At 64.6% G+C, this 12,718-nt stretch carries 12 protein-coding genes and 1 pseudogene; 9 read left to right on the forward strand and 4 right to left on the reverse strand.

The genetic code is table 11. The features are described 5' to 3' along the window. Positions 1 to 30: 30 nt before the first annotated feature. Complete coding sequence (locus AC067U_RS11695; protein ID WP_478829455.1) at positions 31 to 723, reverse strand: HAD family hydrolase; 693 nt, start codon at positions 721 to 723, stop codon at positions 31 to 33. Between the two features lie 95 nt (positions 724 to 818). Between AC067U_RS11695 and AC067U_RS11700 the strand changes: the two genes are divergently transcribed. Together AC067U_RS11700 and AC067U_RS11705 are read left to right on the forward strand one after the other, a co-directional pair. Then, positions 819 to 1,592 carry an XRE family transcriptional regulator gene (locus tag AC067U_RS11700; protein WP_478829456.1) on the forward strand — a complete coding sequence of 258 codons (774 nt, stop codon included), beginning with the start codon at positions 819 to 821 and terminating at the stop codon, positions 1,590 to 1,592. Next, complete coding sequence (locus AC067U_RS11705; RefSeq protein WP_478829457.1) at positions 1,579 to 2,046, forward strand: NUDIX hydrolase; 468 nt, start codon at positions 1,579 to 1,581, stop codon at positions 2,044 to 2,046. The genes AC067U_RS11700 and AC067U_RS11705 overlap by 14 nt, the downstream gene beginning before the upstream one ends. Here the strand turns inward: AC067U_RS11705 and AC067U_RS11710 are convergent. Next, the gene (locus AC067U_RS11710; protein ID WP_478829458.1) at positions 2,034 to 2,597 is read right to left on the reverse strand and encodes an HD domain-containing protein; all 564 of its coding nucleotides are present in this window, start codon (positions 2,595 to 2,597) and stop codon (positions 2,034 to 2,036) included. The two genes, AC067U_RS11705 and AC067U_RS11710, sit on opposite strands and share 13 nt — an antisense overlap. A 115-nt stretch (positions 2,598 to 2,712) precedes the next feature. Here AC067U_RS11710 and AC067U_RS11715 point away from each other — a divergent pair, with 115 nt between their 5' ends. The 6 genes from AC067U_RS11715 to AC067U_RS11740 all read left to right on the forward strand — a co-directional run bounded on the left by AC067U_RS11715 (position 2,713) and on the right by AC067U_RS11740 (position 10,660). Further along, positions 2,713 to 3,456 carry a creatininase family protein gene (locus AC067U_RS11715; RefSeq protein ID WP_478829459.1) on the forward strand — a complete coding sequence of 248 codons (744 nt, stop codon included), beginning with the start codon at positions 2,713 to 2,715 and terminating at the stop codon, positions 3,454 to 3,456. 13 nt (positions 3,457 to 3,469) lie between these two features. Beyond that, positions 3,470 to 3,619, forward strand: a complete 150-nt coding sequence (locus tag AC067U_RS11720; RefSeq protein WP_478829460.1) for a hypothetical protein — start codon at positions 3,470 to 3,472, stop codon at positions 3,617 to 3,619. Positions 3,620 to 3,729: 110 nt separating this feature from the next. Further along, a complete protein-coding gene (locus tag AC067U_RS11725) occupies positions 3,730 to 4,212 on the forward strand; it encodes an NUDIX domain-containing protein (protein WP_478829461.1) in 483 nt (160 codons plus the stop codon). Positions 4,213 to 4,417: 205 nt separating this feature from the next. After that, on the forward strand, positions 4,418 to 5,938 hold the full coding sequence (locus AC067U_RS11730) for a type I restriction-modification system subunit M (RefSeq protein ID WP_478829462.1): 1,521 nt from the start codon (positions 4,418 to 4,420) through the stop codon (positions 5,936 to 5,938). Further along, positions 5,935 to 7,110 (forward strand): restriction endonuclease subunit S, encoded by a 1,176-nt coding sequence (locus tag AC067U_RS11735; protein ID WP_478829463.1) that lies wholly within the window; start codon positions 5,935 to 5,937, stop codon positions 7,108 to 7,110. Before AC067U_RS11730 ends, AC067U_RS11735 begins: the two co-directional genes overlap by 4 nt. A gap of 88 nt (positions 7,111 to 7,198) precedes the next feature. Next, positions 7,199 to 10,660: a DEAD/DEAH box helicase family protein gene (locus AC067U_RS11740; protein ID WP_478829464.1), complete on the forward strand. Its 3,462-nt coding sequence runs from the start codon at positions 7,199 to 7,201 to the stop codon at positions 10,658 to 10,660. 496 nt (positions 10,661 to 11,156) lie between these two features. Here AC067U_RS11740 and AC067U_RS11745 read toward each other — a convergent pair whose 3' ends face one another. Then, complete coding sequence (locus tag AC067U_RS11745) at positions 11,157 to 11,891, reverse strand: DUF4232 domain-containing protein (protein WP_478829465.1); 735 nt, start codon at positions 11,889 to 11,891, stop codon at positions 11,157 to 11,159. Between the two features lie 214 nt (positions 11,892 to 12,105). Between AC067U_RS11745 and AC067U_RS11750 the strand changes: the two are divergent. Further along, positions 12,106 to 12,246, forward strand: a pseudogene (locus AC067U_RS11750) (helix-turn-helix domain-containing protein); the annotation flags it as partial. Here AC067U_RS11750 and AC067U_RS11755 read toward each other — a convergent pair. Further along, the gene (locus AC067U_RS11755) at positions 12,222 to 12,428 is read right to left on the reverse strand and encodes a hypothetical protein (protein WP_478829594.1); all 207 of its coding nucleotides are present in this window, start codon (positions 12,426 to 12,428) and stop codon (positions 12,222 to 12,224) included. The pseudogene AC067U_RS11750 and the gene AC067U_RS11755 overlap by 25 nt on opposite strands. Positions 12,429 to 12,718 lie beyond the last annotated feature (290 nt).

Raw genomic sequence — 12,718 nt, forward strand, 5'->3', positions numbered from 1 at the left:
GGACGCTCCCGAGGACGTCCCGGGACGTTTTCAGCGCCCTGCAAAGCCCTCCAGGAGCGCGATGACCCGTTCCGTGTCCGACAGGTCTGGCAGCACGACCAACGCACCGGCAGCAGCCAGCTCGTCGGCGCTGTGGATGCCGGAGGCGACGGCGATGATCTCCGAGCCGGTGGCGAGGGCGGCCTCGACGTCCCGGGGGGTGTCCCCGATCAGCACGACCGGGACGTCCCCACCTAGGCCCCGTAGGCGCTGGACCCGCTCCCGCGCGACCGCGACGAGGTCGGGCCGCTGCTCGGCATCGGCCCCATACGCCCCAACAGGCAGATCCAGCAGCGGATCGAGATCGAAGGCGGACAGCTTCACTCGGGCATTGGCCGCGATGTTCCCGGTCAGCACCGACGACACCCAGCCGGGACGCGCCGATGCCACCAGAAGTACGTCGCGCACTCCTGGCAGCGCCGTCCCCCGACGGCGCAGATCCTCCCAGCGCTTCTGGCCAGCCTCGGCGAGAGCCGCCTCAACCAGAGACCACTCAGGCTCTTCCAGCCCGTGCTGCTGGAACATCCCGCGCATGATGAGCCGATCGGTCCTGCCCTCCGTCCGGGCCGACCCCATAGGGGCGTGACCAACGAGGGCTGAGAAGGCGGCGGCATAGATCTCCTTGCTGACGCCTGCGTTCTCGATGAGGGTGTGGTCGATGTCCCATAGGACGATTAGCTGCATGGCGTCAGCGTAAGGACAGTCGCCTTTCCCCATGCCGCGGGAACGTCCCGAAACGTCCTTGCCCGATCACTCCCGGCTCCGCTTGCATGATATCTGTGAACGAGCGACTGCACTCCGTACTCGCCCAGCGCGGCGTCTCCCCCGAGTCGCTCGCCGAGCTTTGCGAGGTGGACCCCAAGACCGTTGGCCGCTGGCTGGGCGGTCGCGTGCCTCACCCACGTCACCGGTTCCGGGCCGCCCAACACCTCCGGGTGGAGGAGTCCTTCCTCTGGCCTGCCCCACAGCCGCGGGCGGCCAAGCCCACCGCCGCGTTAGGCAGCGAACTGGTCGGCACCTACGAGAACCGCGCCAGCGTCCCCCGGGACATGTGGCTGACCCTCCTCCAGGAGGCACGGGAGCAGATCGGAGTGCTGGTCTTCTCCGGCACGTTCTTCGCCCAGTCCAACCCCCAGGTCGCCGAGATGCTCGCAGAGCGGGCCGCCGACGGCGTCCGCGTACGCCTGTGCTTCGGAGACCCGGGCGGCCAGGCAGTCGCCATCCGAGGACGCGAGGAAGGCATCGGCGACACCCTCGCCGCCAAGATCCGAGCCTCCCTCACCTACTACCGCCCACTGCTGCCCGAGGCCGGCTGCGAAGTGCGGCTCCACGACACCACGCTCTACACGTCCTTGTTCCGCTACGACGACCACCTGCTGGTCAACCCGCATGTGTGGGGCCGGCCGGCGAGCGCCAATCCCCTCCTGCACCTCAAGAGGGCTGACGGCGCAGGGTGGTTCGACAACTACGCTCAAAGCTTCGAAGCCGTCTGGGCCACCGCACGGCCCTGGACTCCCGACCAGGAGGGGACCGCCGCACATGGGCAGGACTGAGTACTACAACGACCCCACAGCGCCGAAGGCGAACACCCTCATCCCCGCAAGCAACCTGCTCGTCGTCGACGACAGCGGCGCCATCCTGCTACAGCGCCGCCGCGACACCGGACAGTGGGCCCTGCCCGGCGGAGCCCAGGACATCGGCGAAACCGCCGCGCAGTGCGCGGTGCGCGAGTGCCTGGAGGAGACCGGCATCGTCGCCGAGATCACCGGCTTCCTCGGCGTCTACACCAACCCAAAGCACATCGTCGCCTACACCGACGGCGAGATCCGCCAGCAGTACGAGAACACCTACATCGGCCGCCCCATCGGGGGTGCGCCCACGATCAACGACGAAGCCGACGGCGTCCGCTTCATCCAGCCCGCGGACCTCGACCAGTACGACATCCACGCCAGCATGCGCCAGCAGATCGGCGACTACCTCGCCGGCACGTACCCCTACCTCGGCTGAGCCACCAGCGCCGCCTCCACTCGCCCCACGGCGGCGAAGATCTCCGGCGCCGCCCGACGGATGAACCGCCCCACGAGGCTGTCCGCCCCGTAGCGGCCTACGATCTCCGCCACCCGTTCCTCGGCGGTGGTCTGCTCGCCGTCGGGCGTCGTCGTCATGTCGCAGTACACGAGCGCGTCCACGAGCAGCGGCTCGTCCAGCAACGGGAACTCTCTCTCCAGCGTCTCCCTCAGCCCACGCTCTTCGGCCTCCATCATCGCGAACGAATGGTTCGCAACCAACCGCACCAGTCTCTCGTCCGCACCATGCTCGTCACGCAGGAACCGGGCCCCGTCGAGAGGATGGAAACCCGTCACCGCCAGCCGGGGCGCGTAGCCCACGTCGTGCAGCACCGCCGCAGCAGACAACAGCTCAGCGTCCCCTGCCAGGGCAGGGCCAAGCCCGGAGGCGCGCGTCGCCACCCCTTGCGAATGCACCCACCGCCGGGGAAGCACAGTGCTGAGCTCCGTCTCCGCTACATGCCTTGCCCACCCCAACATCGCTTCCTCCATAGCCCGTTCGATGCCCAGCAGGGCCCAAGATCAGTCCCGTGCCAGGATTCCGACACGCCTGCAGCCAGTCGCCGCCGAAGATGACGGCGGAGCGATAGCCAACCGAGGGAGTGCCGTGAACCTGCTACCGACCACCACAAGCTCGGACGTCCAGGAAGCGCAGCCCTCGCTGGCTGTTCTCCCCATCGGCTCTTTCGAACAGCATGGCCGCTACCTCCCACTGATCACCGACACGGCGATCGCCTGCATCATCAGCCAGGAGTTAGCCAGCACCTACCCGGTGCACCTGCTGCCGCCCATCACCATGTCGTGTAGTCACGAACACGCGGGCTTCCCCGGCACCGTCAGTATCAGCGCCAAGACCCTCTACGCCATGATCGACGACATCCGCGCTTCCCTCGCGCGCTCCGGCATCCACAAGCTGGTGATCGTCAACGGCCACGGCGGAAACTACGTTCTGTCCAACGTCGTGCAGGAGGCAAACGTGGACGGGCCCGCGGTCTCCTTGTTTCCCCTCAGCTCCGACTGGGACCGAGCCCGCGACGACGCCGGTCTCGTTTCCGACCGCCACGCCGACATGCACGCTGGCGAGATCGAGACCTCGATCCTTCTGGATGCTGCTCCCGAGCTGGTGCGAAGAGGGTTCGCCGATGCCGACCACGACGGCGGCAGCCGTCCGTTTCTGCTGGTCCAGGGCATGAGCGCGTCCACCGAATCTGGGGTGATCGGTTTCCCTTCTCTCGCCACACCTGAGAAGGGCAAGGCCGTATTGGACAGCTTGCGGATCAGTTTTGCGCGGCACTTGGATGCCCTGGGCGAAGCCAGCAGGGTGAGCGTTCCCTCAGTTCGCCCGTCGTAGGCAAAGACCACTCGTGCAACCGACCTGCCCGTGGAGCGGCGGCGTACGGCACAGCCTCGAAGTCGCCAGGACGCTGAGCTCCTGGAACGGCACCGACGAAGCCCGGGCCGCCCAGCTGGAAGCGGAACAAGCCGCCCCGAGCAGGCGCACCACCACTACCTGAGCCGGGAACCGGTCATCGGCTGGACACGCGGCACCATGGGCCGGCCGTCCCACCCGTGGCCGACCTGGCCCGCAGAGTGGCCATTATCGCGGGCGGCTAGGGTCCGATCCGTGAGTGAGAACGAGCACGAAGCGAAGATGGCCCGCCCCCGCATGGCGGCCGGCGCTCTCTTCTTCGACGAAGCCGATCGAGTCCTCCTCGTCGAGCCGTCCTACAAGGACTACCGCGACATCCCCGGGGGCTACGTCGAGGAGGGGGAGTCGCCCCGACAAGCCTGCGTGCGCGAGGTCCAGGAAGAACTGGGCATCGCACCGCGCATCGGCCGCCTGCTCGTCGTGGACTGGGCGCCGAACCCGGGCGAGGGGGACAAGGTCCTCTACCTCTTCGACGGCGGTCGCCTGAGCGCCGACGACCGCCGACAGATCGCCCTACAAGCGGACGAGCTCCGCGGCTACGACTTCCACGACGCTGACCAGGTGCCCGAGCTCACCATCCCTCGCCTCGCGCGGCGGATCACCGAAGGCATCAACGCCCGAGCGAAGGGCCTGACCTCCTACCTTGAACACGGGCAGTCGCCGGAACCGGCTCCCTGACCGTTTACCGGACCGGCATGGGCCTGTGCGGCGATCCGTGGACATGCTGAGACGCTCGTCGCAGCCTCCGGAGGCCGGTCTACTGAGTCAAGAGGCGCATTGGGGAGTTGGGAGGCCGGCTTGTCGCAGAGGTGCGAAACAACGGGATCGGGTCGAATTTGATCTTGAGCTCCCGATCAGGCGGGGGCTCCGCTAGCCTGCTCTGGTGATTACAGGTGAGCTGAAGAGCAAGATCGACCGACTGTGGGACGCCTTCTGGTCTGGCGGCATCTCCAACCCGCTGGAGGTCATTGAACAGATCACCTACCTCATGTTCATCCGCCGCCTCGACATACTGGAACAGGCCAAGGAGAACAAGGCCAACCGAACGGGGCGAGCGGTTGAGAACCCGATCTACACAGACGAGACCAAGTCCCTGCGCTGGTCGGTGTTCGTCAATGAGTCCCCGGAGACCATGCTCAGCCGGGTGCGGGACAAGGTCTTCCCGTGGTTGCGCACGGTGGGTGGTGAGGACTCCACCTACGCGCACCACATGAAGGACGCGCGCTTCACGATCTCGACATCGAACCTGCTCACCAAAGCCGTCGACATGATCGACGGCATCGATATGGGCGACAAGGACACCAAGGGCGACCTGTACGAATACATGCTCAGCAAGATCGCTACGGCTGGGCAAAACGGGCAGTTCCGCACCCCCCGGCACATCATCCAGCTCATCGTGGAGATGATGGCCCCGCAGCCTGGCGACGAGATTTGCGACCCGGCGTGCGGCACGGCCGGCTTCCTGGTGGCTTCTGCTGAGTACATGGAGCGCACCCATCGTGAGGCGTTGTTCGACCCGGCGCAGCGGCAGCACTTTAACGAGAGCATGTTCCACGGCTTCGACTTCGACAACACCATGCTCCGCATCGGCAGCATGAACATGCTGCTGCACTCGGTCGAGAACCCCGACATCCGTTACCGCGACTCGCTCGCACAGAGCGCGGCAGGCGAGGCAGACCGTTACTCGCTCATCCTTGCGAACCCTCCTTTCGCTGGAAGTCTCGACTACGACGCGACGGCAGCTGACCTACAGAAAGTAGTCAAGACCAAGAAAACTGAACTGCTGTTCCTCGCCCTATTTCTGCGCCTACTCAAACCGGGCGGCCGAGCCGCAGTCATCGTCCCAGATGGGGTCCTGTTCGGCTCCAGCAAGGCACACAAGGAGCTGCGGAAGCTGCTTGTTGAGGGACATAAACTGGACGCGGTGGTAAAGCTGCCAAGTGGAGTCTTCAAACCGTACGCTGGAGTCTCCACGGCCATTCTATTCTTCACTAAGACCAATAGTGGGGGAACGGACAGCGTCTGGTTTTACGAGGTGACGGCAGATGGTTGGAGCCTCGACGATAAGCGCTTGCCGCTGCTGCCGGAGGACAAGCTCGGGCCGCTCGTCAGCGATGGCGAGTTGAGCGACGATGAACGGGCTAAAAACAACCTGCCGGACGTGCTGGCACGTTGGCGACGTCGTAATGGCAGTGAGCAGGAGCGGGCCCGGACTGAGCGGAGCTTCTGCATCTCCAAGGACGATATTGCGGCGCAGGGCTACGACCTGAGCCTCAACCGCTATAAGGAGATCGTTCACGAGGAGGCCGAGCACCGAGCGCCGGGCGAGATCATGGACGAGCTGACACGGATTGAAGTGGAGATTCAACAATCAATGGGCGAGTTGAAGGGGCTGCTGGGATGAGCGCGCCAGCAAAACGGATACTCGGTGAAATGGTTGTTGACGTCAAGTCTGGATTTGCTTGCGGTGAGGAAGACCCGGATGGCGTCTTCCAGATTCGTATGAATAACATCACTAGGTCTGGGAGTCTAAGTCTGACCAAGAAGCGCTATGTGCCGCTCAATAAAAAGTCGGCCACCAACACGCTGCTCTGCTCGGGTGATGTGCTTTTTAACGCAACGAACAGTCCGGAGCTTGTTGGGAAGACGCTCCTTTTTCCCGGGCTTGAAGAGCCCACGGTTTTCAGTAACCACTTCCTTCGCCTGCGTACAGACCGAGAGCGGCTCGCTCCCGCCTACCTGGCACACTGGCTACAGGCGCAGTTTCAGCGCGGCGTTTTTAAGTCGATGTGTCGGCAGTGGGTAAATCAAGCCACAGTGAGTCGCGAATCTCTGCTTGGGCTCCATCTTCCCGTGCCTCCGATTGCCGAACAGCGTAAAATCGTTTCCGTTCTGGATCGGGTGGACGCGTTGCGTGTCAAGCGCCGTGAAGCCCTAACGCTTCTCGAGGACCTCACCGAGTCTATCTTCCTCGACATGTTTATGGGGAAGTCGCGAGAGCGGATCGAATCCCTAGGGGACCATCTTTCGTTTGTTACCAGTGGCGGCAGGGGGTGGGCTAAGTATTATTCGGATGCGGGGGATCATTTTATTCGCTCGCTCGATGTTCGGATGAATCATGTCGATACCTCCGCTGCCCAGTTCGTCAAAGCTCCGGATAATGCCGAAGCGCGACGGACGTGTGTGCGGCGCGGTGACGTGCTGCTCACGATCACTGGATCTCTTATCGGTCGGGTGTCTGCCGTACCCGATGTGCTTGCAGGTGCATATGTGAGTCAGCACGTCGCGATCCTGCGTCCCAATCAGGACTCTCTGCGTAGCAGGTATCTCGCTTATTACCTAAGCCTCCGATCTGGAGGGCAAATGCAGATTTCGCATATGCAGTACGGCCAAACGAAGCCGGGTCTGAACTTTGAGCAGATTCGCAGCTTCTCGATCCCAATTCCGTCACTGGGGCGCCAGGATCGGTTCTTGCGGAGTCTGGCGCAAGTTGAAAAGACTCGTGCGTCATATCTTGACCAACTTGGCGAACTTGACTCGCTGTTCGCATCGCTGCAGTACCGAGCGTTCCGCTGAGAGTCCGGGTTGCATCATGTAACTCCCTTCGCCTGAGCGTCCGCTGCACTCGTACGCCTATTTCTTACGTCAGCGAAAGGTCACCATCGTGAGCAACTTTGAGTTCCTCCAGGCCGAGTGGCCTGACCTGCACCGCGAGGCAGTCCACGCAGAGCGGCTGGCGTACGCAGACCCGAGGGCTTCTGCGTTCTACGCGCGACGGGTGCTGGAGCTCGCGGTGGCGTGGCTTTTCGAGGCTGATGGCACGCTCAAGCTGCCGTATCAAAGTGATCTCGCAGCGCAGATTGCTGAGCCGACGCTGGTGAAGGTGGCCGGCCCTGCAATCCGGACGAAGATGGACGTGATTCGTCGGCAGGGTAATGCCGCCGTGCACCGCAAGAACCCCGTTGCGCCGAAGGATGCGGTGCGCACGGTGGCCGAGCTTTTCCACGTCCTGTACTGGATGGCCCGTACCTACACCCGTGACCAGTCCCTGCTTCCTGCCTCCACGCTTGCGTTCGACACCGCACTGATACCTCGGCCGATGCCTGCCGAGGTACGCAGCGTCAAGCAGGCAGAGCTGAAGGCGCAGGCCGAGAAGTACGCCGCGCAGGATGCCGCACTGGCTGCCGAGAGGAAGAAGAACCAGGACCTCGACGCCGAGATTGCCCAGCTGCGTGCGGAGATTAAGGCGGCCAAGGCCGCGAACGAGGCACAGCCGGACACCCACGACTACAACGAGGCCGAGACCCGCACCTTGATCATCGACCTCCTTCTCAAGGAGGCCGGCTGGGCGCTGGATCAGCCGAAGGACAGGGAGTACCCGGTCACTGGGTTGCCTACCTCGGCATCGCCCTCTGGTAATGGCAAGGTCGACTACGTCCTGTGGGACGACGACGGTAAACCTCTGGCTGTCGTCGAAGCCAAGCGGACCACCCGCGATCCGAAGCAGGGCAAGTTCCAAGCGACGCTCTACGCCAAAGCCCTGGAAGATCAGTTCAACCAGCGCCCGGTCATCTTTTACACCAACGGGTACCGCACCTACCTGTTCGACGACCTCAACTACCCGCCCCGTGAGGTCCAGGGCTTCTACACCAAGGACGAACTGCGGCTCCTGATCCAGCGCCGGGCCAGCCGTCGTCGTCTTGCCAAGCTGCCGATCAACGAGCAGATCGCCGGCCGCCACTACCAGTCCCGAGCGATTAGACGGATCGCCGACTCCTTCGAGAAGGATTCGCTGCGCCACGCGCTTCTCGTCATGGCGACCGGCTCCGGCAAGACCCGCACCGTGATCGCGCTCAGCGACTTGATGATGCGTGCCAACTGGGCCAAGCGCATCCTCTTCCTCGCCGACCGTAAGGCCCTGGTCAAGCAGGCGACCACCGAGTTCAAGAAGCACCTTCCGGGTGCCCCCGTGGTCAACCTGCTGGAGGAGAAGGACCCCAACGCCCGGGTGTTCGTCTCCACCTACCCGACGATGATGAACTTGATCGACCAGGCCGATGCTGAAGGCCGCCGGCTCTTCGGCCCTGGCTTCTTCGACCTGATCGTCATCGACGAGGCACACCGATCGATCTATCAGCGGTATGGGGCGATCTTCGACTACTTCGACGCACTTCTCGTCGGCCTGACAGCGACTCCCAAGGACGAGGTCGACCGGAACACCTACCGGCGCTTCGAACTTGAGGACGGCGTACCCACCGACGTCTATAGCCTGGACGAGGCTGTGTCCGAGGGCTATCTGGTGGCACCACGCGCTGTCGATGTGCCGCTGAAGTTCCAGCGAGGCGGCATCAAATACGACGACTTGTCCGACGAAGACAAGGAGAAGTGGGACGAGACGGAGTGGAACGAGGACGGTGCGATCCCTGACGAGATCACCACGGAGGAGCTGAACAAGTACCTCTTCAATGCCGACACGGTCGACAAGGTCCTGCAGACCCTCATGTCGCACGGCCTCAAGGTCGACGGCGGGGACATGCTCGGCAAGACCATCATCTTCGCGGCCAACAACCACCACGCGGAGTTCATCGCTGAGCGGTTCGACAAGAACTACCCGCACCTCAAGGGCGCCTTCGCGCAGGTCATCACCTACCGCAAGGAGTACGCCCAGAGCCTGATCGACGACTTCTCCGACACGTCGAAGCTCCCCCAGATCGCCATCTCCGTGGACATGCTGGACACCGGCATCGACGTTCCGGAAGTCGTCAACCTCGTCTTCTTCAAGTTGGTGCGGTCCAAGACCAAGTTCTGGCAGATGATCGGCCGAGGCACCCGGCTCGCCCCAGACCTTTTCGGCCCCAACCGGAGCAAGGACGGCTTCCTCGTCTTCGACCTCTGCCAGAACATCGAGTTCTTCAACCAGAACCTGATGCGCGCTGAGGGCAAGGTCGCCCCGTCGCTGAGCCAGCGGATCTTCGAGCGCCGCGCTGACCTGCTCCTCGCCCTAGGCGAGCCCGCAGACTTCGGCGAGGATCGAGCAGCCGGGGCCGCGACACGCCCCGAGTCGGATGGCACGGTCAGTGAGTCCGGCCTGCGCTGGGACCTGGCCAATCGGCTGCACGACGAGGTCACAGCGATGAACCCGGACAACTTCCTGGTCCGTCCGCACCGCGAGCAGGTCGAAACCTTTGCTGACTTCGATGCTTGGCTTGCGTTCACGCCCGACGCACACGGTCAGGCCATTGACCATCTGGCTGGCCTTCCGACTGCATTCCGCGACAAGGATGACGCCGGCGAGGAGGCCAAGCGATTTGATCTGCTCGCGCTCCGTCTCCAGCTTGCCGTGGCGAACGGAGACCCGGGTTTCACCCGTCTTCGCGACCAGGTCCAGGAGATCGCCTCCGCCCTGCTCGACCAGCTGACGATCCCAGCGATCAAGGCCCAACAGATCCTGCTCGACGAAGTCGCAGGCGACGAGTGGTGGCAGGACGTGACTCTGCCCCTGCTGGAGACCATGCGGCGGCGCCTGCGCGGGCTTGTCCGGCTGATCGAGAAGACGAAGCGCGGCGTCGTATACACAGACTTCGAGGACGAGCTGGGGGAGCTGACCGCTGCTTCGCTCAAGGGGATGGAGATCGGTACCGACCTCACCCGCTTCGAGCAGAAGATTCGTATCTACCTCAACACGCACCAGGACCACCTCGCGGTACAGAAGATCCGTCGCAACAAGCAGATCACTGCCTTGGACCTGGCGGAGCTGGAGACGATCTTCGTCGAGGCCGGCATCGGCACCGCGGAAGACATCACCTACATCAAGGACGCCAACGGCGGTCTGGGGCTGTTCCTGCGGTCCCTGACCGGCTTGGAGAGGGAGGCAGCTGCCCTGGCCTTCGATGCCTTCCAGCAGGGCAAGACGTTCACTGCGAACCAGCTCCGCTTCGTCAACGAGCTGATCGACTATCTGGCGCGCAACGGCACGATCGATGTCGACGCGCTGTACGAATCGCCGTTCACGGCACTCGCACCGACCGGCCCCGAAGCGATCTTCCCCGAAGGCGACGTGGACGTCATGGTGTCCGTCATCCACTCGATCCGCTTGACCGCCGTCGCCGCAGAAGGCGCGGCCTGATCAACTAGGCACGGAGGAGAAGCAATGCGTCAAGAGGAAGTCACCGACGAGTGTCCTGGGACGGGCCAGCATGGGCGCATGGACGAAAGCGCGCCGGGGGATGAGTGGTACGTGATCTGCCATGTGTGCGGGACGAAGTGGGCGGGTGGCAGCACCCTTCTCGAGCCTCATAGGGACCTGCGGAAGCGCTGAGGCTCCGGCTGCCGTTGCGTGAGCGCTGCGTGAGCGGACTGGGTGGCACTAGGGTGGACCCAACGTCATGGTGATCACGGCCGCAAGCCTCTGATCAGCGGAAACGAGATTCTGCGGCACCGCCCAGCACCACCCGGGATGATCTTGTGGGGCCTCGTAATGCGTGGGTCTTGGGTTCGAATCCCGAAGGCGGCTCCGAGGAGACCCGGGTCACATCATTCGTGACCTGGGTCTTTCGGTTTTCCGGAGGGTGTGCGATGTCCGCGGGCTCGCCCGGCTCGCGTGGGCTCGCGTGGTCGTGCCCTCAGTAGGTGAGGGCGTCGGACAGGCTGCTCTGCCAGTAGGTGACGGCTGCCTGGTCGGTCTTGGACGTGTTCGCCGGGAGGGTCAGGGTGACGGGGGAGCCGGTGGAGCCGGGGCCGTTGCGCGGGGCGAAGTTCACGCGGAGCACCTTGGTGGTGCGGATGGTGCTGATGTCCTCCCGCTGGAGCAGGACCGAGGCGTAGGCGGACTGGCCGGGGTCGAGTATGACGACGGCCTGCGGGTGGCTGTCCTCGATGAACTCGGTGGGGGAGTGCTCGTCATCGAACTGCAGGAACGGAGCGTTGTAGGCCGCGCAGGGCTTCGAGCCCGTGTTGGTCGCGGTCAACAGGAGGTGGTTGATCGGGCGTGACACCTTGCTGACCACGACCTTGGTGTTAGCGCTGGTGCAGGTGGCGACCTTCGTGGCGTCCGTGGTGTCCCTGGTGTTCGGGACGTCCGTGCTCCCGGGGGTGACCGTTCCGCCCTTCTTGCCGTCGCCCTGGGCGGTCGGGCCGGGAGCTTTTCCCGCTGCGTTGCCATCGGTCGGCGCGGCGGAGGCGCTCGACTGGCCGTTGGCGTTGGCGTTGGCGTTGGCGTTGGCGTTGGCGTTGGCGGAGGGGGAGGAAGTGGCCTGTGGTCCCTGGGCCTTGGCGTCGTTCTGGCAGGCGGTCAGGGAGAGGCCCGCCAGCAGGGCGGCGGTGGCGGCGAGGGCGGTGCTGGTGCGGACGGTGCGCATGTGGCTCAACTTCCCGTTGTGGATCCGGAGGTGTGGTCCGGTGTGGTCCGGTCGTGCTGTCTGGTGCTGCACCGACCTTGCGATCACGGCGTGGGGTGGGACAACGGGCCGGGGACAATGGGGGAGGCTGGGATGCCGGAACGAGGCATGACCAGGGGAAACGCGCTGTGGTTGGAATGCGTTCCGGGAACGCCGCAACGAGGGGATCGGGAAGTTGGCAGCGGGGACGGACGACTTCGCAGGACTGCTGAGCGGGTTCAAGGAACGATCCGGACGGAGTTACGGGGCGCTCGGCCGGCAGCTCCACATGAGTGCGTCCACGCTGCATCGCTACTGCAACGGTGATGCCGTCCCTACGGAGTACGCGCCGGCGGAACGGTTCGCGAGGGCGTGCGGGGCGACCCCGGACGAGCTCGTGCAGCTGCACCGGCAGTGGATCGTGGCCGACGAGGCGCGCAGGCGCGGCCGGGCGGACGCCTCGGCGGCTGCCTCGTCCCGGAGCAGCGGGGAGGAGTCGAAGCCGGCCGGGGAGGGCAAGTCACTTCCTTCGGGCGAGGCGGTGACCGCGGCTGTGGCTGTGGCTGCGGCTGCCAACGGCCAACCCCCGGCTGCCGACCCCGGCCCCGACACCGACCTGGAGCCCGAGCCCGCCTCAGAGCCCGAGCGTGGGTCCGTGGCCGAGTTGCCCGTGGCCGTCGAGCCCGTTGCCGCCGATCCGGGGGATCGTGTGCGGCGGGCGTCGCGGCTTCGGATCGGGATTGCCGCGGCGGCCGTTGTCGCCGTTGCCATTCCGGCTGGGTTCGGCATCAGCCGGCTCGGCGGTGATG

The organism is Streptomyces sp. NPDC043853, assembly GCF_056436025.1.